The organism is Virgibacillus sp. SK37 (assembly GCF_000725285.1).
Taxonomy (GTDB): domain Bacteria; phylum Bacillota; class Bacilli; order Bacillales; family Amphibacillaceae; genus Virgibacillus_Q.
Genome location: NZ_CP007161.1, coordinates 1,776,014 through 1,800,745, shown reverse-complemented (window position 1 = coordinate 1,800,745; position 24,732 = coordinate 1,776,014). Strand labels below are relative to the sequence as shown.

24 protein-coding genes, 6 tRNA genes and 1 other annotated feature are annotated in these 24,732 nt (G+C 36.2%); of the genes, 2 read left to right on the top strand and 28 right to left on the bottom strand.

Going from position 1 to position 24,732, the window contains the following annotated elements; translation table 11 throughout:
* Nucleotides 1-103 precede the first annotated feature (103 nt).
* From X953_RS09270 to X953_RS09230, 9 genes are all read right to left on the bottom strand, one after another.
* Nucleotides 104-715, bottom strand: a complete 612-nt coding sequence (locus X953_RS09270) for a superoxide dismutase (protein ID WP_040955307.1) — start codon at nucleotides 713-715, stop codon at nucleotides 104-106.
* A 238-nt stretch (nucleotides 716-953) separates the two neighbouring features.
* Nucleotides 954-1,029 (bottom strand) — tRNA-Phe (locus tag X953_RS09265).
* Between the two features lie 40 nt (nucleotides 1,030-1,069).
* Nucleotides 1,070-1,162 (bottom strand) — tRNA-Ser (locus X953_RS09260).
* A gap of 9 nt (nucleotides 1,163-1,171) precedes the next feature.
* Nucleotides 1,172-1,248 (bottom strand) — tRNA-Ile (locus tag X953_RS09255).
* A gap of 18 nt (nucleotides 1,249-1,266) precedes the next feature.
* A tRNA-His gene (locus tag X953_RS09250) sits at nucleotides 1,267-1,342 on the bottom strand.
* Nucleotides 1,343-1,353: 11 nt separating this feature from the next.
* Nucleotides 1,354-1,430: transfer RNA gene (locus X953_RS09245), tRNA-Met, on the bottom strand.
* A gap of 4 nt (nucleotides 1,431-1,434) precedes the next feature.
* Nucleotides 1,435-1,509, bottom strand: a tRNA-Asn gene (locus tag X953_RS09240).
* A gap of 378 nt (nucleotides 1,510-1,887) precedes the next feature.
* Nucleotides 1,888-3,519, bottom strand: a complete 1,632-nt coding sequence (locus X953_RS09235; RefSeq protein ID WP_369792734.1) for a Na/Pi cotransporter family protein — start codon at nucleotides 3,517-3,519, stop codon at nucleotides 1,888-1,890.
* Between the two features lie 287 nt (nucleotides 3,520-3,806).
* Nucleotides 3,807-4,439 (bottom strand): NfeD family protein, encoded by a 633-nt coding sequence (locus tag X953_RS09230; RefSeq protein WP_040955306.1) that lies wholly within the window; start codon nucleotides 4,437-4,439, stop codon nucleotides 3,807-3,809.
* A 66-nt stretch (nucleotides 4,440-4,505) separates the two neighbouring features.
* On the opposite strand from X953_RS09230, the gene X953_RS19105 reads away from it, so the two are divergent.
* The gene (locus X953_RS19105) at nucleotides 4,506-4,823 is read left to right on the top strand and encodes a hypothetical protein (RefSeq protein WP_052350099.1); all 318 of its coding nucleotides are present in this window, start codon (nucleotides 4,506-4,508) and stop codon (nucleotides 4,821-4,823) included.
* Between the two features lie 25 nt (nucleotides 4,824-4,848).
* On the opposite strand, the gene X953_RS09220 is transcribed toward X953_RS19105, so the two are convergent.
* Nucleotides 4,849-5,229, bottom strand: coding sequence for a hypothetical protein (locus X953_RS09220; protein ID WP_040955305.1), 381 nt, complete (start codon nucleotides 5,227-5,229; stop codon nucleotides 4,849-4,851).
* Between the two features lie 171 nt (nucleotides 5,230-5,400).
* Here X953_RS09220 and X953_RS09215 point away from each other — a divergent pair, with 171 nt between their 5' ends.
* Nucleotides 5,401-5,688 (top strand): DUF2624 domain-containing protein, encoded by a 288-nt coding sequence (locus tag X953_RS09215; protein ID WP_040955304.1) that lies wholly within the window; start codon nucleotides 5,401-5,403, stop codon nucleotides 5,686-5,688.
* A gap of 178 nt (nucleotides 5,689-5,866) precedes the next feature.
* On the opposite strand, the gene X953_RS09210 is transcribed toward X953_RS09215, so the two are convergent.
* The 18 genes from X953_RS09210 to X953_RS09130 all read right to left on the bottom strand — a co-directional run bounded on the left by X953_RS09210 (nucleotide 5,867) and on the right by X953_RS09130 (nucleotide 24,692).
* Entirely contained in the window at nucleotides 5,867-6,760 is an 894-nt protein-coding gene (locus tag X953_RS09210; RefSeq protein WP_040957061.1) for a deoxyribonuclease IV, read from the bottom strand.
* Nucleotides 6,761-6,790: 30 nt separating this feature from the next.
* Nucleotides 6,791-8,104, bottom strand: coding sequence for a DEAD/DEAH box helicase (locus X953_RS09205; protein ID WP_040955303.1), 1,314 nt, complete (start codon nucleotides 8,102-8,104; stop codon nucleotides 6,791-6,793).
* Between the two features lie 46 nt (nucleotides 8,105-8,150).
* Nucleotides 8,151-9,263 carry a Nif3-like dinuclear metal center hexameric protein gene (locus tag X953_RS09200; RefSeq protein WP_040955302.1) on the bottom strand — a complete coding sequence of 371 codons (1,113 nt, stop codon included), beginning with the start codon at nucleotides 9,261-9,263 and terminating at the stop codon, nucleotides 8,151-8,153.
* A complete protein-coding gene (locus X953_RS09195) occupies nucleotides 9,241-9,963 on the bottom strand; it encodes a tRNA (adenine(22)-N(1))-methyltransferase TrmK (protein WP_040955301.1) in 723 nt (240 codons plus the stop codon). Before X953_RS09195 ends, X953_RS09200 begins: the two co-directional genes overlap by 23 nt.
* A 191-nt stretch (nucleotides 9,964-10,154) precedes the next feature.
* Nucleotides 10,155-10,529: a cytochrome c550 gene (gene cccA / locus X953_RS09190; protein WP_040955300.1), complete on the bottom strand. Its 375-nt coding sequence runs from the start codon at nucleotides 10,527-10,529 to the stop codon at nucleotides 10,155-10,157.
* 102 nt (nucleotides 10,530-10,631) lie between these two features.
* Nucleotides 10,632-11,174 carry a hypothetical protein gene (locus X953_RS09185; RefSeq protein WP_040955299.1) on the bottom strand — a complete coding sequence of 181 codons (543 nt, stop codon included), beginning with the start codon at nucleotides 11,172-11,174 and terminating at the stop codon, nucleotides 10,632-10,634.
* A gap of 89 nt (nucleotides 11,175-11,263) precedes the next feature.
* Nucleotides 11,264-12,385, bottom strand: a complete 1,122-nt coding sequence (rpoD, locus tag X953_RS09180) for an RNA polymerase sigma factor RpoD (RefSeq protein ID WP_019377972.1) — start codon at nucleotides 12,383-12,385, stop codon at nucleotides 11,264-11,266.
* Nucleotides 12,386-12,428: 43 nt separating this feature from the next.
* Complete coding sequence (gene dnaG / locus X953_RS09175) at nucleotides 12,429-14,243, bottom strand: DNA primase (RefSeq protein ID WP_040955298.1); 1,815 nt, start codon at nucleotides 14,241-14,243, stop codon at nucleotides 12,429-12,431.
* Between the two features lie 521 nt (nucleotides 14,244-14,764).
* On the bottom strand, nucleotides 14,765-15,568 hold the full coding sequence (locus X953_RS09170; protein ID WP_040955297.1) for a pyruvate, water dikinase regulatory protein: 804 nt from the start codon (nucleotides 15,566-15,568) through the stop codon (nucleotides 14,765-14,767).
* Nucleotides 15,569-15,604: 36 nt separating this feature from the next.
* Nucleotides 15,605-16,234 (bottom strand): helix-turn-helix transcriptional regulator, encoded by a 630-nt coding sequence (locus X953_RS09165; protein ID WP_040955296.1) that lies wholly within the window; start codon nucleotides 16,232-16,234, stop codon nucleotides 15,605-15,607.
* Nucleotides 16,235-16,316: 82 nt separating this feature from the next.
* Nucleotides 16,317-18,401 carry a glycine--tRNA ligase subunit beta gene (gene glyS, locus X953_RS09160; RefSeq protein WP_040955295.1) on the bottom strand — a complete coding sequence of 695 codons (2,085 nt, stop codon included), beginning with the start codon at nucleotides 18,399-18,401 and terminating at the stop codon, nucleotides 16,317-16,319.
* Entirely contained in the window at nucleotides 18,394-19,281 is an 888-nt protein-coding gene (glyQ, locus tag X953_RS09155) for a glycine--tRNA ligase subunit alpha (protein ID WP_040957060.1), read from the bottom strand. Before glyQ ends, glyS begins: the two co-directional genes overlap by 8 nt.
* A 64-nt stretch (nucleotides 19,282-19,345) precedes the next feature.
* Nucleotides 19,346-19,515: a binding site (T-box leader), on the bottom strand.
* A 59-nt stretch (nucleotides 19,516-19,574) separates the two neighbouring features.
* On the bottom strand, nucleotides 19,575-20,318 hold the full coding sequence (recO, locus tag X953_RS09150) for a DNA repair protein RecO (protein WP_040955294.1): 744 nt from the start codon (nucleotides 20,316-20,318) through the stop codon (nucleotides 19,575-19,577).
* A 75-nt stretch (nucleotides 20,319-20,393) separates the two neighbouring features.
* Nucleotides 20,394-20,540 carry a YqzL family protein gene (locus tag X953_RS19495; protein WP_084715658.1) on the bottom strand — a complete coding sequence of 49 codons (147 nt, stop codon included), beginning with the start codon at nucleotides 20,538-20,540 and terminating at the stop codon, nucleotides 20,394-20,396.
* A 95-nt stretch (nucleotides 20,541-20,635) separates the two neighbouring features.
* Nucleotides 20,636-21,538, bottom strand: coding sequence for a GTPase Era (gene era / locus X953_RS09145; protein ID WP_040955293.1), 903 nt, complete (start codon nucleotides 21,536-21,538; stop codon nucleotides 20,636-20,638).
* A gap of 202 nt (nucleotides 21,539-21,740) precedes the next feature.
* On the bottom strand, nucleotides 21,741-22,115 hold the full coding sequence (locus X953_RS09140; protein ID WP_040955292.1) for a diacylglycerol kinase family protein: 375 nt from the start codon (nucleotides 22,113-22,115) through the stop codon (nucleotides 21,741-21,743).
* Nucleotides 22,093-22,557, bottom strand: coding sequence for an rRNA maturation RNase YbeY (ybeY, locus tag X953_RS09135; protein ID WP_040955291.1), 465 nt, complete (start codon nucleotides 22,555-22,557; stop codon nucleotides 22,093-22,095). Before ybeY ends, X953_RS09140 begins: the two co-directional genes overlap by 23 nt.
* Nucleotides 22,557-24,692, bottom strand: coding sequence for an HD family phosphohydrolase (locus tag X953_RS09130; protein ID WP_040955290.1), 2,136 nt, complete (start codon nucleotides 24,690-24,692; stop codon nucleotides 22,557-22,559). Before X953_RS09130 ends, ybeY begins: the two co-directional genes overlap by 1 nt.
* Between the last annotated feature and the right edge of the window lie 40 nt (nucleotides 24,693-24,732).

Genomic DNA, 24,732 nt, shown 5'->3' with positions numbered 1-24,732 from the left:
TGATACGTAACATTGAGTACATTCCAATATATATATTAAGAACCGAACAGCAAAATAAAAAAGCGCGTGAACGATTCACGCGCTTTTTTAATCTCTATAAAGCTTATTTAGCTTCGTTGTAATTCTTTTCTACTTCATCCCAGTTGACTACATTCCAGAAAGCTGAAATATAATCAGGACGCTTATTTTGATATTTTAAATAGTAAGCATGCTCCCAAACATCAAGTCCCAAAATTGGTTTCTTTCCTTCCATTAACGGGTTATCTTGATTTGGAGTACTCATGATTTCAATTTCTCCGTTATTTACTACTAACCATGCCCAGCCAGATCCAAAACGGCCAGCAGCTGCTGCTGCAAATTCTTCTTGGAATTTCTCAAAGCTGCCATACTTATCATTAATCTTATCTGCAACTTCACCTGTTGGCTTGCCGCCACCATTTGGAGACATTAGCTTCCAGAAAAGACTGTGGTTTGCATGACCGCCACCGTTATTACGAACTGCTGTGCGAATATTCTCCGGCACGGCATCTAAATTGCTGATAAGGTCGTTTAGAGATTTGTTTTTAAGATCCTCATGACCTTCCAAAGCACCGTTTAGCTTAGTCACATAAGTATTATGGTGCTTCGTATGGTGAATATTCATCGTTTCTTTATCAATAGTAGGTTCTAGCGCATCATACGCGTATGGTAGTTCTGGTAATTCAAATTTTGCCATGTTTATCGTCCTCCTCTAAAATAATTTCTTATTAAAAGGATTGAAAATTCACCCTTTACATTTTAAGATTATCAGAGGTCCTACCCACTTGCAAATAATATGCATGGATAAAAAAGGAACAAAAACGCAAGCAATCCAATAGTAATGGAGGTGAACGCTTGAATATAACTATTGCTTCGTTTAGTTATACACACTTTTTTAGATAACAAAAAAACAAGCATACGGCTTGTCATTGTAATGGTGGCTCGGGACGGAATCGAACCGCCGACACAGGGATTTTCAGTCCCTTGCTCTACCGACTGAGCTACCGAGCCAAGTATTATGTTAAACTTTCTCTGAATCAATAAATATGTATGGAGGAGGAAGAGGGATTCGAACCCCCGCGGGCTTTGACACCCCTGTCGGTTTTCAAGACCGATCCCTTCAGCCAGACTTGGGTATTCCTCCGAGTTTTTATGGTGGACCCTGCAGGACTCGAACCTGCGACCGATCGGTTATGAGCCGATAGCTCTAACCAACTGAGCTAAGGGTCCGTTTCTTTTTCAATTTTATGGGGCGACCGGTGGGGATCGAACCCACGAATGCCGGAGCCACAATCCGGTGCGTTCACCACTTCGCCACGACCGCCATGATTTTTATGGTAGCGGCGGAGGGGATCGAACCCCCGACCTCACGGGTATGAACCGTACGCTCTCGCCAGCTGAGCTACACCGCCATAATGGCTCCACAGGTAGGATTCGAACCTACGACCGATCGGTTAACAGCCGATAGCTCTACCACTGAGCTACTGTGGAATAAAAAGATATGATATCATGTAAGGCTTGTTACAGTGTTTAAAATAACAGCAACGAAATATAATTTACCATGTTCGACAAAATATGTCAACAACTTTTTTATAAAAGATATTTTATTTATTAATTATGTATTAGTTTTCTCTGAAACAACAATATATACTATAGCATGGACAATTATGAATTTCAATATAAAATTATAAAATTAATAAAATAAATTTTGGATAGATCATGTTGATATGCAAACTTTACTTACTATACAACCAATTATTATACAATAAGCAACTGCTTACTTTCAAACGCAGAGGTTAATTTATTACAAATTTATCTTTATATATATTGTAGTAATTAAAAAGCAGAGGGGCCCCACCCTCTGCTTTTTTATTCACCAAGAACTTCTTCTGCAATATTTACTGCATGATCGCCAATACGCTCAAGATTACTAATAATGTCAACAAATACAATACCAGCTGAGCCCGTGCATTGACCTTCATTCATTCGTATAATATGTTTTTTTCTGTAGTTTCTTTCCATCTTATCAATTTGATCTTCTTTTTGAATTACTGCCAGAGCTGCTTCACGATCCATCTTATCAAGTGCATCTACTGCTTGCTTAACCGTAGAAATCGTTAAATCAAACATATCATTAAGATCTTCTTGAGCTTTTTCTGTTAAGTTTACTTTATTTGATATTTTATAATCAATTAACTCAATAATATTCTCGAAATGGTCACCTATTCTCTCGATATCCCTTACAGAGTCCATTAGCGCGGTGTGCTTAGCACTCTCGAACTCAGAAAGTGAACCGGAAGAAATATCAATTAAATAATCTGTTATTTTTCGATCCAGATTGTTAATCGCACCTTCTATTTGCATTGCAATTTCCGAATGTTTCTGTTGATGTGTATTCAAATACAAGTTTGTTTCTTCCAAACCCTTATATGCATATTCACCCATCCGAATAACTTCAGCTTTTGCTTGATCTAATGCTAAAGTAGAGGATTGTTGAATAAATATAGGATTAAGATGCTTTGGTTTGAATTCGACAATAGTATCTTCGCCAGGAATGATTTTAGTTACAATCCATGCGAGAGCCCCAATAAAAGGAAATTGAATAATTGTATTCGTAATGTTAAAGCTTCCGTGAGCAAATGCAATAGTCATTTCAGGGTTTAGGTTAAGCTGGTTTTGTAAGTAAATAATAAGTTGTGTAAATACTCCCAAAAATACCAAAAATATGGTAGCCCCGACTAAATTAAAGATTACATGTGTATATGCTGCTCTTTTTGCTGCAACTGAAGCCCCAATCGATGCAATAATAGCAGTGATTGTTGTTCCAAGGTTATCACCAAATAAGACAGGTAAGGCTGCTTTTAATTCAATTGCACCTTCAGCAAATAGCCCCTGTAATATTCCTATTGTGGCACTGGAACTTTGTACAATTAGTGTGAAAACAGTTCCAATTATTACCCCCAGGATTGGATTTGAGCTCATGTTAACAGTTAATTCATGGAATGATTCTAAAGAACGAAGAGGAGACATACCACTGCTCATTAGCTCCAAACCAAAAAACAAAGCACCAAAACCAAAGATAGTTTGTCCAATTGCATTGACTTTTTGATTGCTAAAGAAAAATAACAAGAAACAACCCACAGCAATAATAGGAAGTGCATATTCTCCAATGTCAATACCAATAATGAATGCTGTAACTGTGGTACCTACGTTTGCACCCATTATAACGCCAATTGCTTGTCTTAAGGTCATAAAACCAGCATTAACAAGTCCAACAGTTAATACAGTAGTACCTGAACTACTTTGGATAAGAACAGTTACTATGATCCCAGCAAGCACTCCCATAAAAGGGTTACTTGTAAATTTATCAAGTATATCTCTGAGCCTGTCTCCTGCTGATTTTTGCAAGCCCTCACCCATATACTTGATCCCGAGAAGGAATATTCCCAGACCACCAATAAATTCAAACAGCAATGCTTGTATATCGATTTCCACGTACATACCTGCCCTTCATTTAACAAATGTTGAATATTGTCGTAATTCCTTATCCATTATTAATTATTTGTTTATAGTTTGTAAAGGCTCTTACTATATATTTAACATAAAATTTACAATCCATCTAAGTATCCCCTATTAGTTACTACCCTATCTGATAATTTTCATTCCAGCATTTCAGCTTGTAACTAAAAAATGTAAAGCTACTCAAGTGAAAAACTTTGCTGCTGATTTATTTATTCCACCTCACAAATAAATCCTTGCCAAATATATATAGCAAGGATTTATTTTTACTAATTATTTATTTTTTCAACAAGTATTTTTGTTCCATCCACTTGGCTTACAAGAACATCGGTATCTCTAGCTATCCACTCACCGTTTGACACTGCACTGTAATCCTTTTTATTAATCCTAACCGTACCAACCGGTCTCATATCATTTAGGGTTATACCTTTCTGTCCAACTAACCCCTCGTACGTATTATTCATGGAATTATAACCAGCTTCCTTGGTCAGCTGATCTTTTAGTGTAATTTTGCTCCACATATCCCTTCGTTTGAATACCTTTAAAAAGAATAATGAGAGCCCTCCACCAATTAATACACCTAAAACTGCATATAGGCCTGTAGTTAAGTCAGGGGCCGCTAAAGCTACAGAAGTAAGCATGCTGGCGATTCCTAAGGTGGTCAATGTGCCATCGTTCAAAAGCTTTCCATCTATGATGATAAGTAATAATCCTACAAAGTAAATAATAAGCATAATAAAAAAGGAGCCTGTATCAACATATGTTGCAAAATAGATAGTAATAAAACCTATTCCCAACAAAGCAAAAATCCCTCGCATATTTACAATAACTTCTCCAATTAAAAATAAAGTACCTAAACAAGTGATAATAAATCCAATCCATGCTAACTCAAAGATCTCCACGTTATGACCTCCTTTCCTTATGTTATACGTTCATGAAATATAAATGGTTTCAAAAAGGAGACTGAAATGAGTACGATGAAAAAACTATTCCTATATCTTATTGTACTACTGTTTATTATGGCTGTGTACAAAGATTTAACTATTGGCATAGGTCCGGTTCATCCTATTAAAGATTCGGCATTAAGTTTTACTGCCGTGCAAGTAATGGTAGAGGAAGATGATACCGTATTATCTATAATTAGAAAAGTAAATAACAACCAACAACTTACTACTATTAAAGATAAGATGGCAATAAATGATTTTAAAATATTAAACCCACATGTGAATCCAAGAAATTTAAAAAGAAATATGTATTATTATTTTCCTCTTTACACACAAAAATAAGGGCTGAACCACAGCCCTTATTTCTTTATACAAATGGCAATATAAATAAGGAGATCAGAATAGAAACTGCCCCAGCCCCTATGGCAATATTTCCGAGTGTATCCGCATTACGTCCTCTCGAAATAAAACCAAAAATAATACCAGCTGCCCCCAAAATTACTGGCCACATGAAAAAAGATATAACTGATAACGCAACTCCTATCCAGCCGTACATGGAATTCGTTTCAGTACCTGTATCTTCATTCTGATCAGCAATTGTGTTATAGTCTTCAGCTGTCAATTCTGCAGCAAATTCTTCATCTCTGGTACTGTCGGGTTGTATATCTAAGGCGTCATTTGTTGCTTGTTCTCCATGTTCAGGTGGTTTTTCCATTTGATTATTTTTATAATCTTGGAATTCATCCATTCCTATAACCTCCTTTTTTTGAGGTGCATTTATAGTTTATGGAAAGAGAATTGAATAATTTGTGTTAGTTTATGGAAATTTCTACGGTAGACAAGTAAATTTTCCAGTTATACTGAATAAGATGAAATAGTACGTATTAAAAAATTAATATGTTTAAAGGAGTTATCCCACATGTCCACCTTTATCAAAGGACTTATCAAAAACAAACTTAAACAAATTAGTGTAGATGAATTGGTTAATTATGGAAAGGAATATGGTTTTACGCTAACCCAAACAGAGGCGAAACAAATTATAAATTATTTGCATCAAAAACCAATCGATCCTTTTACAAGTAATGGCAGAGAGGTAATGTTTAGAGATTTAGCAAGGATTACAGACTTGGAAACCGCAAGGAAAGCCCAAAAAGTTTTTTATAAGCTAATTAAATCATATGGAGTAGAGCATTTGTTTGATGAATAATACTAACGAGTATAGCCGTAGCCGTTGAAGCTGTACATGACTTACTTAGTAATAAAAATTAACCCAACTCGTTCCCTAAGCACAAAAAAACTGCCATTACGGCAGTTTTTTTAAAGTAAAGAAAGAGGACGAGTACGCATCCTGCCTTGCTTCAGGGCGCTCGCGCTTTTGTTTTTTTCTATGCTTGCATAATAATATCTTTTAATTTCGGGTTAAATTTCTCCGCTTTAAGCATTTCAATTTCAAACTTATAAGGGGGCTTTTTATTTTTCTTATCCTCTCCAACATAAGGTGTTTCCAATATCTTTGGTAAATCCTTCAACTGAGGATGATGAACAATATAATGTAATGCTTCAAAACCAATATGGCCAAAGCCAATATTCTCATGTCTATCTTTATGCGCTCCCTGAACATTTTTACTATCATTTACATGGATCACTTTTAATTTGTCTAAACCAATGATGTTATCAAACTCATTCAAAACACCATCAAAGTCTTCAATGATATTATAACCTGCATCGTGGATGTGGCATGTATCCATACATACAGACAAATTCTCATTATGGGTCACGCCATCCATTATTTTCGCAATTTCATCAAAAGTTCTACCTATTTCGGTTCCTTTTCCAGCCATCGTTTCTAAAGCGATTTGTACTTCACTATCTTTTTCCAGTACTTCATTTAACCCTTCAATAATCTTTTTAATTCCCTGTTCCGCTCCTTCACCTACGTGTGCACCAGGATGCAGTACAATTTGTCTTGCTCCAATTGCTTCTGTTCTTTCAATTTCATTCCTTAAAAAAGTTACTCCAAGCTCATAGGTTGCTGGCTTTATTGTATTACCAATATTAATGATATAAGGTGCATGAACGATAACATCCTCTATTCCATGCTCCGCCATATGTTCTCTTCCAGCAATAATGTTTAACTCTTCAATTGGTTTTCTTCTCGTATTTTGAGGAGCTCCTGTATAAATCATAAAGGTGTTAGCTCCATAGGATGCAGCTTCCTCACTCGATCCTAATAACATTTTCTTTCCGCTCATGGAAACATGTGACCCAATCTTTACCAAATTTTGCACTCTCCCTCACCTGATTATCCATTACTTTTTAAATTTATTATTTTTGCTTAATTGCTTTTTTATTGAAGCATGTTGTTTTTTCATCTTCTTTTTATACCCTGGTTTTACCTTTTTTGCTTTAGTAACGCGTTTCCATGCTTCTTTGTCAATATCTGTTGCTGCATTTTTGCGAAGTGAACGCTGGTTCCATGGTTTAGCATCCTTCCATTCCCCATTACGTACGTCGACATAAGTGAATTCCAAACCTTTTTGTTCTAATTTAGAAATTAATTTAAGATCATTTTCTCTATATAAACTAATTGCAGTGCCTTCCATTCCTGCACGAGCAGTTCGTCCGACTCTATGGATATAGAACTCTTCTTCTTTCGGAATTTGTGCATTTATTACATGACTAACTCCTTTTATATCAATACCTCTAGCCGCTAAATCAGTTGCAACAATATACTGATAACGTAATCCTTGAATTTCCTTCAAGACACGTTTCCTCTCCCTAGGTGCAAGCCCACCATGGATAAGCCCCACATCTATTCCTCTGTCCTGAAGAGAAGCAGCTAACTGATTTGCCAACTCTTTTCCATTTGTAAAGATAATAGCTAAGTATGGCTGGATCGTTTTTGAGATTTCATAAATAATATCAGCTTCTTCACGATGCTTCACATCAACTAATAGATGTTCCATTGTCTCTGGAGAAAAATGATCCTCCATTTTAATATGAACAGGGTTATCTAAATATTTCTTTAGAAAATGTTGTAGTTTTTGTGGAATAGTTGCAGAAAAAACTAACAACTGTATTTGTTGATCTGCCCGCACCAAAAGTTGATCCACTTCATGGATGAAGCCTAAATCAAGCATTAGATCTGCTTCATCAATTACAAAGGATTTAGCAGTATAGATAGAAAGAGCATCCTCTTTCACCATATCCAGAATGCGACCTGGGGTCCCCACCACGATATGTGGAGGTTCTTTTAGTTTTTCCATCATTTTCTGCTTATCTGTACCACCTACTAATAACTTAGCATTCCATTGTTGATCCCTACCTGCATAATGGATAACTTTTTTCACTTCATCAAATAATTGTGTTGCTAACTCACGTGTAGGTGCAGTAATGACAAATTGTACTTCCCGCTTATTTGCATCTATTTTGTTAATTAATGGCAACAGAAATGCATGCGTTTTTCCCGAACCAGTGCGTGATTGACCAATCACACTTTTCCCTTCCAAAACGGCTGGTATCACTTTTCGTTGAATTGGAGTTGGTTCGTGAAAGTTTAATCTTTTAATTATATCGTTCATAACTGGGTGAAATGAGAAATCTTGAAAACTAGTCGTTTCCATATATTTAAAACTCCTTTTTTGTACTGGTTTATTACCAGAACTCTGTTTATACAAACTGAAATGGATCCGTGTTAACCTCTGACACGACAACCGAAATGGAAGTATCAAGAAGTTTCTGATCCAAATATTTTTTGGTAGCTTCTTTCATAATTTGTTCAATGTAATGCCCGGCATCTACTATAGACAATCCCATTTGCCAAGCATCTTGAGCGTTGTGGAAAGTAACATCACCAGTAATATATACATCTGCTCCACTTTGCTTTGCAGCTGAAATATAGTTTTCTCCACTACCACCTAAAACAGCTACCCTGCTTACAGTTTGAGTTAATTCCCCGGTTACTCTCAGTGCAGTAAGACCGAAAGCGCTTTTTATTTTATCGCATAGATCACTAAGTGAAATAGGATCTATTTCTCCTACTCTGCCAATTCCTATTTCTTTTCCTTTATTAGCTAATGGGGCGATATCGTACGCTGGTTCTTCATAAGGATGAGCGTGAAGTAAGTTATCAACAGCTTTACTCAACTTCGACTTTTGCACAATTGTTTCCATTTTAGCTTCATTTACAAATTCTATTTCATTTTGATTTCCAATATAAGGATTGGAGCCTTCTAAAGGCTTAAATGTTCCTTTACCATTTGTTTGAAAAGTACAATGACTGTAATCACCGATATGCCCCGCTCCTGCAGAGCTAAACGCATTCTGGACTTCATCTATATGACTTAACGGAACATATGCAATCAGCTTAAATAATTCTTCATTACTCTCTTTTATTAAAACTTCAGGGTGCTTGACCCCAAGCGCATCAGATAACATGTCATTTACGCCACCGTCCGCTGCATCCAAGTTTGTGTGGGCAGCATAAACAGTTATATTATGCTGTATTAATTTCTTAATTATCCTTCCCTTAGGATTATCGAAATTTAATTGTTTAATTGGTTTAAATAATAAAGGATGATGGGCAATGATTAAATCTACACCTTTTATGATAGCTTCATCTACAACAGATTCCAGAACGTCAAGGGTAACCATAATCTTCTTCACCTTTGCATTAAATGAACCAACCTGTAGACCAATCCGGTCCCAATCATATGCAAGGCTTTTAGGAGCCCATTCTTCCATCATACGAAAAATATCACTATTGTTTAGACTTGCCATCATATTGAAGAACCTCCTCCATCCATCGTAGTTCCGTTTCAAATCTATTTAATTTCTCACTGTTTAAATGCTTTGCCAGCCTCATTTGGCTTATAACACGGTTGAGCTTCTCATATTCCTCTGCCCATTTAGTATAAAACGCTTCAGGCTTATTTTCCAACAATAAAGGACCAAATAACAGCTGTTTTTGACTTAACTCCGGATAAACTACTCCCGAATGCCGATCTCCAACTACAATCTCGTATATATGGCCGTTTTCTTCAATTATAGTTTCCTCAGTTATTATAAAATTATTGTTCTTGAACCATTCACGTACATCTCTTGCGTCAACATTCGGCTGTGCAATTATTCGCTCAACACTTTCTAATTTGTTTATTCCCTTTTGTAAGATAGAACGAATTAAAGCCCCGCCCATTCCAGCAATAACAACTTGAGTAACTTCATCAGCTGTGAGCACATCAAGTCCATCGCCTAAACGCACATCAACAACTTCTTCTAATCCATGTTCCCGAACAGTTTGTGTAGCACTTTGAAATGGTCCATCATTTATTTCACCTGCGATCGCTTTAGCTTGTTTATCTTTTAGACAAACATAGCAAGGCAAATAAGCATGGTCCGAACCAATGTCTGCGAAGTTTGCGCCCATTGGAAGATAAGAGGCTGTTTGTTTCAGTCTTTTAGATAGTTTAATGTTGTTTGTCATCTATATCTCCACTTTCGATAGTTTTTCTAAGTAGGTGGTTAGAAAAGCGCAAACGCCTGTGTATGCTTATACAAGCTTAAGTGCTTAGGCGTTTGCGCTGAACAGGACTTCTGATTGTTCATTTTTTATTTCTTAAAAAGAAAAGCTTTCTGTTCAATATGGCAGAAAGCTTTTCTTTTTATAAATTTAATTTATTTTTTTTCGGCAAGCCAGTCAGCTAGAATCTTGGCCTCATCAGCTGTCGCCATTCCAGCAGGCATAGAACCTTTACCATTTATGATAACATCCTGAATTTCTTCAGCGGAGAGTCTGCTTCCAACTTGAGTCAAGTCAGGACCTGCACCACCTGATAAATCTGCACCATGGCAGCTTGCACAGTTTCCTTCAAAAATTGCTTGAGGATCGTCCGAAGCTCCTTCTTGTGCCTCTTCTGTACTTTCTCCTCCGCCTTCTTCTGCCTGTTGAATATCATCTCTTTGATTCAACCCTACAAAAGAAATAACAATTACTGCTAGAATTCCTATTAGTGCAATGATAGCATATGGAACAACCGGGTTTCTTTTCATTATATTTCCTCCTTATGTATCCCCTTAATCTATTTCAATTGAAAAGACTATATATATTCTACTCGAAATTTCACAGAGTTTAAAGTGTTTAGCTGTGAAAATTTACAAAACAATTGGGACAGCAATATAAATAATTAAAAATAGTATAGCCAATATACTAATGATTATTATAAAACTTCGATTAAGTTTTTTGCCGAGTAAATACCAGCAAGTAAACTGAGCAAATAATATAAAATAAGAAAACCAAACAGATTCAACATAGGCTTTACTTACCGTAATGGATAGCAACAGAAAGAGTAACATACTGTTAATCAATCCAACACTAGCAGTTATACCTCCTGTGTTTCTAACATATAAATACATCCAACAAGAGTATGAAAGAAAAAGAATTAAAAAACCAAGTTGCAAAAAAAATGGAAATTGCGTAAAATATAATATAAGAAATGAAAACGGTATCAGAAGCACCATTAAAATAGTTTGGATCCCGAAAAATATTTTCGCTTTTTCTTGTACAGGATCTGGATTTTCCACTTCTCCTTTTGTATAAAGAGCTAACAAAAAGTCGCAATATACCTCTGGTAGCAGGTTATTTTCTCTCCAGAAATGAATTTCTTTTATAATGGTGTGAATCCGGTCATCCTGCATTGGTTTCACCTCGATGCAGTAAATTTATTTCCCGGCTAACAGAACATGTCAAGTCATTGCACACAAACTTGTGCCCAATGACTTACATATCAGTCCAAAAAGTCTTTAAGTCGCTTACTACGACTTGGATGTCTCAATTTCCGAAGTGCTTTTGCCTCTATCTGACGGATTCTTTCCCTGGTTACTCCAAACACTTTTCCAACTTCCTCCAGGGTTCTTGTTCTACCATCATCTAATCCAAAGCGTAGTCTTAGCACATTTTCTTCACGATCTGTTAATGTGTCCAGAACATCCTCAAGCTGTTCTTTTAATAATTCATATGCTGCATGGTCAGATGGGGAAACAGCTTCCTGATCCTCTATAAAATCACCTAGATGAGAGTCGTCTTCTTCTCCAATTGGTGTTTCTAATGACACAGGTTCTTGGGCGATTTTCAATATATCACGAACTTTATCAGGAGAGAGCTCCATTTCCTCGCCTATTTCTTCAGGTGTTGGTTCTCTGCCTAAATCCTGTAAAAGCTGTCTTTGTACGCGAATTAATTTGTTAATTGTTTCCACCATATGCACCGGTATACGAATGGTACGCGCCTGATCCGCAATAGCTCTTGTAATAGCCTGACGTATCCACCAAGTAGCATACGTACTGAATTTAAACCCTTTGCGATAATCAAATTTTTCTACAGCTTTAATTAGGCCCATGTTACCTTCTTGAATAAGATCTAGAAAAAGCATCCCACGACCAACATATCTTTTTGCAATACTAACTACTAGACGTAAGTTTGCTTCAGCAAGGCGACGCTTTGCTTCCTCTTCCCCTTTTTCAATTCTAGTTGCCAGATCAATTTCTTCAGCAGCTGAAAGCAAGTCCACTCGTCCAATTTCTTTTAAATACATCCGGACGGGATCGTTAATTTTTATTCCTAATGGTACACTCAAATCATTTAGGTTGAATTCTTCTTCTTTCGCTATTTGCTGCATATTTGGGTCATCTTCTGATTCACCAATAATTTCAACACCCTGTTCACCAAGGTAATCATAGAATTCATCCATTTGATCAGATTCAATCACGAAATTGGAAAGTCTGTCTGCTATTTCTTCATAAGCCAGAACACCACGTTTCTTACCCATTTCCAATAACTGATCTTTTGCTTGTTCAAGTGTTAATTCTGACTCATTTCCTTTTGATTGGGAAGGCTTATTTTCGGCCATGAGTCCCCCTCCTTCCAAAAACTACAATAAAATTTAATTTTTGCTAGTACGTATTCTTCATTTGTTTTTGCATTTCAATTATTTGACTCAATATTTGTGCAGCCCTTATTGGGTCACTCTGTTTTTCTGCAATTCTTTGCTGTTCTTTCAATGAAACAATGTTAGCTTTGTCTTGAGATTCTGCTCTAATTATTTTAATATAATCGTTAATCTCCTGGTCACTAATATCTCGTTGAATATCAGTTATGGCTATTTCGCTTACCAACTTCCTTAAGTTTGGTTCATCAAGTCGTTCAATAAACAAACTCACATCGGGTAATTGTTCTTCTTCATAGAAAGCATACAAGTAAGTAACAATTATTTTATGTTCTTCCAAATTAAAGGAAGCGCCGATTTCTTCGCGAACTTTATCCGCAATTGTCCCATCTTGAAGCATATAAGAAAGCAACTGTCTTTCAGCATTGTAATAAGCGGGCATTAACTTCTGCCGCTTGTATTTAGCTCCATTTGTATTAGTATAGCTTTTCTTGTCTGTGTTATCCTTTAAAACACCGGAATTCTCCCGTAACGTATTTATTTCCTGGGCAAGTGTCTCCATGGATATGTCGAATTCCACACTTAACTCTTTTAAATAATATTCCCGTTCAATGGAACTCTCAATCAAAGCCAGCTGTTTAAGAACAGCCTCTACGTAATCAATACGGTCACCTTCCAGACTTAGATTAAAATCCTTTTTCAGATATCGCATCATAAAGGCCATGAATGTGTCACTGCTTCGTATCGCTTCATTTTCAAATGCCTCGGCGCCATGTTCTCTGATAAAATCGTCAGGATCTTTACCGTCCTTAAGCTGCGCTATCTTCACATCTGAACCCACTCTGCGTAATAGAGTGGCGGCTTTATACGTTGCTTCCAGACCAGCCTGATCAGCATCATAGCAGAGTATAGATGTGTCAACATAGCGGTTAATCAACTTGGCTTGATATTCAGTAAGAGCCGTGCCTAATGTGGCTACACTATTTTTTATACCTGCTTGATAAGCCGATATCACATCCATATATCCTTCAAATATAATTACGCGACTTTCTTTCCTAATATGTTTTTTTGCTAAATCAAAATTATATAATAGCCTCCCCTTTTGAAATAGTTCACTTTCGGGGCTATTTAAATATTTTGGCTCTCCACTTCCTAAAGAACGTCCGCCAAAACCAACTGTCTGACCAAGGTGATTCCTTATCGGAAATATGACCCTTCCTCTAAACCTGTCAGTTACACTATTATCATCTTGTAAGGAGACTAAACCTGCTTTCACCAATAATTGCTGATGAAATCCCTTTTTTTTAAGGAATTCTGCAGTAAAATCTTTTATATTGGGAGCAAAACCCAGCTGAAATTCATCAATCGCATGATCACTTACGTTTCTGCTTTGAAAGTAACTGTAACCTTCCTTTCCATCTTTTGTATATCGTAGTAAATGATGATACAGTTTCGTTAACCATTCATAAGCAGATAATATACTTTGATTTTCACTAGATAAAGATGCTGTTTTACCAGAGCTTGCATCAGGTAACTCCTTGCCTACACGCTTAGCAAGATACTGTAATGCCTCATAAAAGGAATAGTTTTCAAGCTCCATAAGGAATGTAACAACATTCCCGCCTTTTCCGCAACCAAAACAATGAAAAATCTGCTTTTCCTGGGTAACTGAAAAAGAAGGCGTGTTTTCACCATGAAAGGGGCAAAGACCAAAATAGTTTCTGCCCTGTTTTTTTAATTGGACATAATCACCAATTACATCCACAATATCATTGGCGTTTCGTATTTCCTCTATCATTTCTTCAGGAATTTGCTTAGCCATTTACATCACCATACTATAATATTATTCGCTCTTAGAAAGAAAAACCCTTTATTTTCGACAATTTTTTTCACTAAGTCGAAAAAAACTCCTTCTTAGTACTTTAAAATAGAAGGATAGAGGATTACAAAAAGACTTCTTATATGGAAGATCTTGGGTGCTGTAATTAGTTCTAATCACGTATAATAATTACTCTCTAAGGTTAATTCTACATATTATTCGTAAATTCCTGCTTCCACATGAATGTTTTATTTTTCAGAATATACGACAAACGTGTAATAGAATAACTATCATTATTTATATATCTTTACACAAAAAAATATTATAATACATAAGAAGCAAAATTACCATTAAATCATTCCAGATTTATATATATTCAATAGAAGTAAAAACATTCTGCAAGGATTAGCAGAATGTTTTTTTGCCCTGGAGTAGTGAAACAGGTTAATATTGCCCATTTTTCAAATAAACATTACCCCATACTCAGGTTTTACTAAATAAAATGGGAGCCGGCACTTTTATTTCTATTTATTAATTAGTTGAAGTACGCTATTCGCTGTCTCTTCAACTGCCTTATTAGATACATCAATGACTTCACAACCAATTTTATCAACAATATTATCGAAGTATTCTAATTCCTGGTGGATCCTGTTCATGTTCGCATATGTAGCTTGATCACCGAGCCCTAATGCCTTTAGTCTCTCTTTTCGAATATCATTTAATTTTTCTGCACTGATGCGCAGCCCTATACATTTAGATGGATCTACTTCAAACAGTTCTTCAGGAGGGTCTACTTCAGGCACGATTGGTACATTAGCAACCTTTAGTCGTTTGTGTGCCAAAAACTGAGAAAGTGGTGTTTTAGAAGTCCGGGAAACTCCAATTAATATGATATCTGCTCTGGCAATTCCTCGAGCATCCCGTCCATCATCATATTTCACCGCAAACTCAATTGCTTCTACTCGTTTAAAGTAATCCTCATCCAGTTTATGAACTAATCCCGCTTCCATTTTAGGTGAATTTTTAAATACCTTCTCCATCGAAGAAAGCATTGGTCCCATAATATCAATTGCTTCTAAGTTTAATAACTTAGCTTGTTCATTTACATAATTCCTTAAGGTAGGGTCTACTAATGTAAAGCCAATCAGACCTTTTTTTTCCTTAGCTAATTGTAGTGCTTCATCAATAGTACCCGTATCTTCTACATAAGGGATCCGCTGAATTTTATATTCACCGTTATTAAATTGACTTAAACCAGCTTTAATTACCAGTTCAGCTGTCTCCCCTACAGAATCAGACAACACATATACAATCGGTTTAGCTTCCATATGTATACCCCTCTCCATAATTGTCATACATCTATACTATACTTTGTCGTCAACAATTAATTCAACAAATGCTTTCGTAATGGTAGTTTTAGTTACTCTACCCACTACTTCTAAGCCAGCTTCTACATCTTTTACTACTGGTAATCCATCAATTTGTTTATTAATCAGTTTTTTAGCGACATCAAGTAAAAGATCTTCTTTTCTACAGACAGTTATATTAGGCATTCTAGTCATAATAATATGAACAGGCACAGCGTTTAGGTCCTGTTGTCCTATGCTTGCTCTAAGCAAATCTTTTCTGGAGAGAACCCCTGTTAAACAAGAATTCTCATCAACCACAAATAATGTGCCTACATCTTCCAAAAACATGGTGGAAATAGCATCGTAAACCGAAACGCTTTCCTTGACCACGATGGGGACATGCTGAAACTGATGCACCTTAAATTTTTTAATTTGCTCTGTAAGTAATTCCGATCCGGTCTTACCAGTGAAAAAGTAACCAACACGAGGGCGTGCCTCCAAAAAGCCCGCCATCGTTAGGATCGCTAAATCTGGTCTTAGAGTCGCTCTGGTTAAATGTAGACGTTCAGCAATATTTTCACCGGTAATCGGACCGTTTTCTTTAACAATTTCAATAATCTGTTCCTGACGATTGGAAAGTTCCATCTTTTCACCACCTACCCAAAATATGACATACTACTTGTAATTAGTATATACCATTTAAGATGAAAAGAAAATCTAAGGCTCTCTAAAACTGCTGCTTCCATTCAACTTTTGTTAAATCAGCATACCTATAAATCAACTCAGCAATTTGATTAACTAATGCTAAGCGGTTGTTACGAATTTGAGCATCATCATCCATAACCATGTTGTTATCAAAGAAATAATGGATAGGGTCTGCTAAATGGCCTAGTGTAAGTAAAGCTTTCTCCGCATTCCTTGTTTTTTCAAATCCTGTAAACTTTTCACTAACCTCTAAGAAAGCATGATACAACTGTTTCTCAGAATCTGTTTGAAATTTTTGTATATTAATTACTGTTTCTTCGGATTTTATAGCTAGATTTAGCACCCTGACCAATGCCTCTTCCTTCGTTTTAAAGTCTTTTTCATTTCTTTTTGCAGCTAATACTGCTGCCCTATCGATCGCGTAATAAAAAATATTAATACCATCATGTAACACTGCCTGAACAATATCCTGCTCTATTTCCAGTTCCCTCATTAAGTATGTCGCTCGCATACGGAAAAACTCATCCAAAGTCGTAGATATATCTTGCTTTGCCTGTTGCTCTATCTTAATGTCTTTAAATGAATTCTTTACAATTTCCAGCAAATCCTCTACTGCAAGTTCCCATTTATTATGATTCAATATACGTAATACGCCTGCTGCCTGTCTTCTTAATCCATACGGGTCCTGTGAACCAGTAGGCACCAACCCAACGGAGATACAACCTACAATAGTGTCTAATTTATCAGCAATACTCACGATGGCTCCACTTACCGTACTAGGCAATTGGCCATGTGCTTCCTTAGGTAAATAATGCTCTCCTATTGCTTTAGATACTATTTCTTCTTCTTCAAAAATGGCAGCATATTTTTCACCAATCACTCCCTGAAGCTCAGTGAATTCATTTACCATATTTGTCATTAAATCAAACTTACATAGCTCAGCCGCCCGTATAGTAGCTTTAGCAGTAGTTGGATCTAAATTCAATAATTCTACTAATTCTGTTGTGATATGCACTACCCGTTCTACTTTATCGCTAATCGTACCCAATTTCTCCTGAAAGACGACCCTTTTTAACTTCTCCAAATAAAATTCTAGCGTATGTTTCTGATCTTCCTCATAGAAAAATTGTGCATCCGATAATCTTGCCCGTAACACTTTTTCATTTCCCCTGATAACCGTATCAAGTGAATGAGTATCCCCATTTCTAACTCCAATAAAATAAGGCAGTAGCTCACCATGTTGAGATTTGACAGGAAAATACCTCTGATGTTCCTTCATCGAAGAGATAAGTACTTCAGATGGCAATTGCAGATACTCCTGATCGAAAGAACCCATAAACGCCGTGGGATATTCGACAAGATTTCGTACTTCAGCTAATAAATCAGTATCAATCGGTACAGTAACATTGTTTTTGTTTTCTATTTCTTTTATTTGATTACAGATTAGCTTTTCCCGCTCTTTTGAAGAAACAATAACCCGATTTTCATTTAAAAGTTGTGTATAATCCATTGGTTCTTCGAGATTAATTTTTCCACCTAGGAAACGATGGCCAAAAGTAACTTTGTCTGTCTTAACGTTAGCAATCTCAAAAGGAATTATTTCGTTGCCATACATTGCTACTAACCAACGAATTGGACGGGCATATCTTATTGTTTCATTTGCCCAGCGCATGTTTTTTCCAAATTGAATGGACTCAATAATATTTTTAAAGTCTGGCAACAAACCAAAGGTAGACTCCCCTTCAATCTTTTTCTGGACAAATATATAAGTGGTTCCCTTTATTTCCTTTGTATAGATATCATCTAAAGTTTTTCCTTGTCCTTTTGTAAAACCAATGGCTGCTTTTGACCAATTCCCACTGTCATCCTTGGCTATTTTTATTGCCGGGCCTTTCGCTTCTTCTTCAATAGTAGCTTGCTCTTCGGCAATGTCTGATATGATGACGGCCAATCTTCTTGGTGTTGAATAAGAGGTAATAGAGCCATATGAGATTCGCATATCCTGAAGCCAAGCAGCTGTTTTATCTGCTAATTGCTTTTCTGCACTGTCAACGAAACGTGCAGGAAGTTCTTCTAAGCCGATTTCAAACAATACGTTTTTACTCATTATTCTTTCCTCCTTCTTTCAACATAGGAAATCCCAAACGTTCCCTTTCAGCAACATAAGCTTTAGCTATATTTCTTGCGAGATTTCTTATTCTGGAAATATATCCAGTTCTTTCAGTAACAGAAATTACTCCTTTAGCATCCAATAAGTTAAATGTGTGGGAGCATTTTAAAACATAATCATAGGAAGGGAACACAAGGCCTTTTTCCATTGTTACCTTGGCTTCTTGCTCATACATGGAAAACAACTGAAATAACATATCTGTATTTGAATCCTCAAATGTGTAGGTAGAGTGTTCAACTTCCGGTTGATAAAAAATATCTCTTACAGTTACACCATTGGTCCATTCCAGATCAAATACATTTTCCTTATCCTGAATATAGGATGCTAAACGTTCAATACCATAAGTTAGTTCAACGGCAACTGGATTTGCTTCTAACCCGCCAATTTGTTGGAAATAGGTGAATTGAGTAATCTCCATGCCATCTAGCCAAACTTCCCAACCAAGGCCTGCTGCACCGAGAGTAGGGTTTTCCCAATTATCCTCAACAAATCGTATATCATGTTCCAAAGGGTTAATACCGAGTTTTTTTAATGACTCCAAATACAAATCCTGTATATTTTCTGGAGAAGGCTTCATTATAACTTGGAATTGATGGTGTTGGTATAAACGATTTGGGTTATTTCCATATCTTCCGTCAGCAGGGCGCCTTGATGGTTCTACATAAGCAACATTCCAAGGTTCCGGCCCTAAACTTCTTAATAGTGTCATGGGTGACATTGTACCGGCACCTTTTTCTACATCATATGCCTGCATGATAATACAATTTTGTTCAGACCAATGCTTTTGTAACGTTAAGATCATTTCCTGTATGTTCAACATTGTTTACCCTCCATCTTTCTGTAAAATTAAAAACCCGTCCCTATGTCTGCATATAAACAGACATAGGGACGGGTTCTACCCGCGGTTCCACCCTATTTGCTCTTTATAAAAGAGCCACTTTATTATTATTGCTCCAGAGTGCCATTCCTCTTGTTCCATTGTTCAGCTCCCACTCTCCTGAACTCGCTTCAAATAGTCTACAAAAGTACTCTTCTCTATCCATGCAATATATTATGAACATATGTAAAAACATATTACTCAATTCCCTTGGTTTTGTCAACAGAATCATCCTATTTTAGAAGATCTAATTGTCTTAAAAATCGTTTGGATTTCAAAAAATAACCGCCGTATTGCTCATAATAGGCATCAAGTATCTTTCTGATCAACTGCCTATTTTCCGTTTTTACAGAAATGGTTCCAATACGTTTTAACTCAACCCCTGTAAACAGATGAAGTAATTTCGATACTGAATCCGGCAAATGAATAGCTCCTTCATCCAAATACCGACATTTTTTACACAAAAGTCCACCTTCAGCTATAGAAAATGCATATGGAAATTCCTTGTTTCCGCAGTTTGCACAACCGTTTACCGTTGGTCCAAATCCACCTTTAGCAAACATTTTTAATTCATACATCATTATTGGAATTTCCACATCTTCATGTCCCTCAATCCATGACATTGTTTGATATAATTCTTCAAACAAAAATGGATCTGGTATCTGAGGGTCAACTAATTTATCCGTCAGCTCTGTAATATACGCAGTATAAGCTGTTTTAAATATGTCTTCCCTTATTGCTCTAAAAGAATATTCAATTTCACCTTGCTGAATAGTACTAAGACCTTTATTTAAATAAACGAAAAAGTTTCCATAAATGAACGGCTGCGTAACTGCAGCCATTCTACTTTTTGTTTTTTTGGCGCCGCGAGCGAGAGTGGATATCTTTCCTAATTTCCTACTATAAATAGTGATGATTTTATGTGTTTCTCCATAGTCTTGCGTTTTCAAAATAACCCCATCCACTTTTTCAAGCATCCTTGCTCACCTTTCTTTTTAGACAAGAGCTTCGCCGTCTATCCTCTCCCCTTAGAGAAGTGAATTATATAATTTCTACAAGTTTAAGTTAATCGAAGACATGTCTTCTTGTTGAGCTGTCTTACCTTCAACTGTATTTGGTTCATTTTCTAATTCCTTCATGAGTAAATAGGTTTCAATGTTTCCCGTTTGACTAAAAACTTTCCAGGTTAAGTCGAGCACAAGAAACCCCACCTTTCTTTATTAATTAAAAAATGTAACTTACTATATAGAATCACCATATAACGGAGAACAATTAGTATAAAAATTTACCAGAATTAATATTCATCACTGCGGAAACCATATTCATTTAATTGACTTTGCTTGTTCCGCCAGTCTTTTTTCACTTTTACCCACAATTCAAGATAAACTTTTGTACCGAGTAATGCTTCAATATCCAAGCGAGCATATTTTCCAATACTTTTAAGCATGCTTCCTTGCTTACCTATAAGGATACCTTTTTGTGTTTTCCTCTCGGTCACAATGGTAGCTTGGATATATATTGCATTTGAATCTCTTTTTTCAATATTTTCAATCACCACTGCTATAGAATGTGGGACCTCTTCCCTCGTAAGCTGCAATACTTTCTCCCTAATTAGTTCACTCATAATAAATCTTTCCGGGTGATCCGTAACCTGGTCCTCAGGATAGTACTGAGGACCTTCAGGAAGATGCTGTTCTAGAATTTCCAGTAAATGGTTCACATTGTTTCCCTGTAATGCGGAAATTGGTATAACTTCCTCGAACTCATATTTATCTTTATACGTTTCGATTAAAGGAAAAAGCTCGTCAGGATGAAGTAAGTCTATTTTGTTTATTATTAGAAAGACTGGGCGATTAACTTGTTGTAAGCGATCTAATATATATTGGTCCCCTCTGCCATATCCTTCACTTGCATTAATCATAAATAATACGGCATCAACCTCATTAAGTGTGTTTTCCGCAAGTTTTACCATAAAATCACCCAAACGGTGTTTAGGCTTGTGAATTCCAGGTGTATCTATGAACACCATTTGAGAGTCAGTTTGAGTTAACACTCCCTGAATTTTGTTTCGTGTAGTTTGAGGCTTATCACTCATTATTGCGATTTTTTGCCCAATAACTCTGTTCATAAATGTGGATTTGCCTACATTAGGTCTGCCGATAATTGCTATAAAACCTGATTTGAAATTTGTGTCCATGTTGTATCCTCCATGACGAATTCTCTCTTATTAGTATGATACTATAAAAAATGCTTCTTTTCATATTTTCGACAAAAGCTTTAAAAAGATTATCTGCTTTCGTAAATTATTACATATTTTCCTGTTTATCACCAAAATTAAACAAATATAAAAAAGCCGAGACATAACGTAAGCGCATTTGTCCCAGCCTAAGTACATAAACCTACATAAGTAATGTATAAATTTTTGGCAGAAAAATAATTAATCCAATAAGTGCAGCGGTAATAGCAGAAATTAATACAGCCCCCGCCGCCATATCTTTAATTATTTTTGCAGATGGATGTATAGCTGGATTCAAGTAGTCCATCATTTTTTCTATAGCACTATTCGTAACTTCTGTAACTAACACGAAACCAATTGCAAAAATCACCATACACCATTCTAACCAATTAAGCTCTACTAATAAACCTATGGTAAATACCAGAATAGCTACAAATAAATGAATTCGAAAGTTTTTCTCTGTCCTGGTTACCTCTATGAGTCCATTCCAAGCGAACGTAAAACCAATCGATCGCTTACCTTTCAATTCCAAACTCACCCAATATTGCTTCCTGTTTCTTAAACATTAATTTTTCTTCTTCCTGTGTCATATGGTCGTAACCTAATAGATGTAAAAATCCATGTACCGCCAGAAAACCAAGTTCTCTTTCTAAAGAGTGATCATAATCTGCAGCCTGCTCCTTCGCTTTGTCAATGGAGATCACAATATCCCCAAGAACTAAAGGAATATCCTCTCCAACTATATCTATTTCCCCCTCTACCTTCTCTTGCATAGCAAATGAAATAACATCTGTGGGAGTATCTTTTTGACGGTAGTTGCGATTAAGCTCCTGAATTTCTTTATTATCTACAAAGTTTATGGACACCTCAGCCTCTCTGGAGATCCCCTCCTGTTTTGCTGTAAACTCCACCAATCGTTGTAATAGATCTATATAATCACTCGGCACAGAATTTGTTTGGTCGTGAAAGTCAATGTGCATTATTTAGCCTCCTTCATGGGATATTGTATTCTTGAATGAAATATACCTTTTAGTGTAGTGCAAATTGTTCGTTGAACCACCTTTAATTCCATCAGTGTCAATGGACTTTCATCCAGTTGGCCATCAGTCATGCGATCATTAATAATAGAGGTCACAATTTGCTCGATTTTTTCTTCTGTTGGTTCTTTCAAGGATCTTACAGCCGCTTCTACAGAGTCACATATAGAAATAATCGCTATTTCCCTTGTCTGTGGTTTTGGCCCAGGGTAACGAAAATCAGATTCTTTTGCTTCTTTATTTGTTTCTAACTCTTTATAGAAGAAATATTTAACAAGTGTTTCACCATGATGTTGTTCAGCAATATCTATAATTTCCTTAGGTAAACGATGCTTTTTCAGCATAGCAGCACCATCATAAGGATGATTAATAATGATGTCTGCACTCTCTTTTGGCGTTATAAGATCATGTGGATTACTCATCGCTAATTGATTTTCAATAAAGTAATGTGGTTTTACAGTTTTACCAAGATCGTGATAATATGCACCTACCCTTGCTAGTAATCCATTTGCTCCAATGGCTTCACAGGCTGTTTCGCTTAGGTTTGCTACCATAACTGAATGATGATAAGTTCCCGGCGCCTCTGTCAGCAATTTTTTCATTAACGGTTGGTTAGGACTTGCTAATTGCAGTAGTTTTATGTCTGTAAGGATTCCGAGACCTGTTTCAAAGAAAGGCAACAACCCGATAGTCAACACTGCTGATAAGAATGCAGAAATAACACCAAAGGACGTTTGAATAAATATATCACTAATTGCATATTTTTCAAAAGAAAGAAATATAAATAGTAATATAGTTATTATATTTATAACCGTAATACCCACTCCTGCTTTTAGAATGGCCAAGCGATCTTTAACATTCATAAGAAAAATAATAGCTGCCAATTGAGAAAAAAAGAAGTAGATACCTGCCTCAATATTTAAAGAACCAGGGATTTGATTGTTAAATATAATGCTACCCAGAATAGCAAATAAGCAACTGAAGATAATTGCTGAACGTTCCTGGATCAATTGTTTTATTAATAGAGCGCCTGTAGCTATAGGCACTACATAAAAAAATGAATTGGCTTGTGTAGAATATAAGCTTACCACTTTCATAAAGAGAATAACCAGTACACTTATTAACAGTGTGGCAAGAACCTTGCTCTTATCAAAGTGGGTATGCTTGCTGATACGCTGCAATTCATATATCATTACAGAACAGATTAGAGTGATGAGCAAACCAAGTCCTATCATAGGGATAACGTTTCTCTTACTGTCAAGTAAGCCGGCTAATTCTAATTTTTCATAGATTTCATTTGTAATAACTTGGCCTTCTCTGACTAAAACTTCGCCAGCCCTTATAATGACAGGGTCCACATTACTAGCCGCTTCCTTTCTTGCATTCATTGTTTTTTCTACATCAAAGAAAGAATTCTCCACTACAGCAAACTCTGCCAATTTGTTAAGTGCTTCCTTTGATTCGGGTGGTAACGAAGAATACTTTATCGATTGCTTTATTGTGGAAGTGGCTCCTTGTATATTTTCCGCTCTTACACCTGCTTTAAAAACGTCCTGTAAGGAGTTATTTAATAACTCCTTCGCTTTCGATCGCTCTTCTTTTGGGAATTCCACAAGCTCAACAAAAACCCAATCGTTTATATTTTGATTTATTTCAGGTGAGAGCAGCTGTTTTAACTGTTGCACTTTCTCTTGATTGGTTAGTGGAGAGGCGATATCTTTATTATTGGAGTCCTCTTTGACAGATTCCGTTTCTAAGGTAGATATCGCTTCAAAAATTTCATTTATATAAGCAATTCGCTCTTCGGTAATCTCAGTTGAAATATCATAACGATCTTCAACGGCTTGAACAGTCTCTCTTCTTTTTCTCTCTGTCTCTTGTTCATTTTCTATGGTAATTGGAGAGCGTATTGTCTCTTTTGTTGTTGTAAATCGTTCAATATTATAAGTTTCAGTATGTACATTATTTAGGGTAATGAAAAAGAAAAATATCCCTAGTAAAATAACGGATAGGATTATAAATATCCATTTATTCTTCATATAGTAAAATAACTTCGATTTCTTCTTTTTCTCCTCCATTTAGTCCACCTCATTTTTTTCAGAGACAATATAGAAAGAA

Bases quoted from the DNA above. Each gene is read 5' to 3' on its own strand.
- X953_RS09270 (WP_040955307.1), bottom strand. From the start codon at position 715: ATGGCAAAATTTGAATTACCAGAACTACCATACGCGTATGATGCGCTA.
- X953_RS09235 (WP_369792734.1), bottom strand. From the start codon at position 3,519: ATGTACGTGGAAATCGATATACAAGCATTGCTGTTTGAATTTATTGGT.
- X953_RS19105 (WP_052350099.1), top strand. From the start codon at position 4,506: ATGAGTACGATGAAAAAACTATTCCTATATCTTATTGTACTACTGTTT.
- X953_RS09220 (WP_040955305.1), bottom strand. From the start codon at position 5,229: ATGGATGAATTCCAAGATTATAAAAATAATCAAATGGAAAAACCACCT.
- X953_RS09215 (WP_040955304.1), top strand. From the start codon at position 5,401: ATGTCCACCTTTATCAAAGGACTTATCAAAAACAAACTTAAACAAATT.
- X953_RS09205 (WP_040955303.1), bottom strand. From the start codon at position 8,104: ATGGAAACGACTAGTTTTCAAGATTTCTCATTTCACCCAGTTATGAAC.
- X953_RS09200 (WP_040955302.1), bottom strand. From the start codon at position 9,263: ATGATGGCAAGTCTAAACAATAGTGATATTTTTCGTATGATGGAAGAA.
- X953_RS09195 (WP_040955301.1), bottom strand. From the start codon at position 9,963: ATGACAAACAACATTAAACTATCTAAAAGACTGAAACAAACAGCCTCT.
- cccA (WP_040955300.1), bottom strand. From the start codon at position 10,529: ATGAAAAGAAACCCGGTTGTTCCATATGCTATCATTGCACTAATAGGA.
- X953_RS09185 (WP_040955299.1), bottom strand. From the start codon at position 11,174: ATGCAGGATGACCGGATTCACACCATTATAAAAGAAATTCATTTCTGG.
- rpoD (WP_019377972.1), bottom strand. From the start codon at position 12,385: ATGGCCGAAAATAAGCCTTCCCAATCAAAAGGAAATGAGTCAGAATTA.
- dnaG (WP_040955298.1), bottom strand. From the start codon at position 14,243: ATGGCTAAGCAAATTCCTGAAGAAATGATAGAGGAAATACGAAACGCC.
- X953_RS09170 (WP_040955297.1), bottom strand. From the start codon at position 15,568: ATGGAAGCTAAACCGATTGTATATGTGTTGTCTGATTCTGTAGGGGAG.
- X953_RS09165 (WP_040955296.1), bottom strand. From the start codon at position 16,234: ATGGAACTTTCCAATCGTCAGGAACAGATTATTGAAATTGTTAAAGAA.
- glyS (WP_040955295.1), bottom strand. From the start codon at position 18,401: ATGAGTAAAAACGTATTGTTTGAAATCGGCTTAGAAGAACTTCCTGCA.
- recO (WP_040955294.1), bottom strand. From the start codon at position 20,318: ATGCTTGAAAAAGTGGATGGGGTTATTTTGAAAACGCAAGACTATGGA.
- era (WP_040955293.1), bottom strand. From the start codon at position 21,538: ATGGACACAAATTTCAAATCAGGTTTTATAGCAATTATCGGCAGACCT.
- ybeY (WP_040955291.1), bottom strand. From the start codon at position 22,557: ATGCACATTGACTTTCACGACCAAACAAATTCTGTGCCGAGTGATTAT.
- X953_RS09130 (WP_040955290.1), bottom strand. From the start codon at position 24,692: ATGGAGGAGAAAAAGAAGAAATCGAAGTTATTTTACTATATGAAGAAT.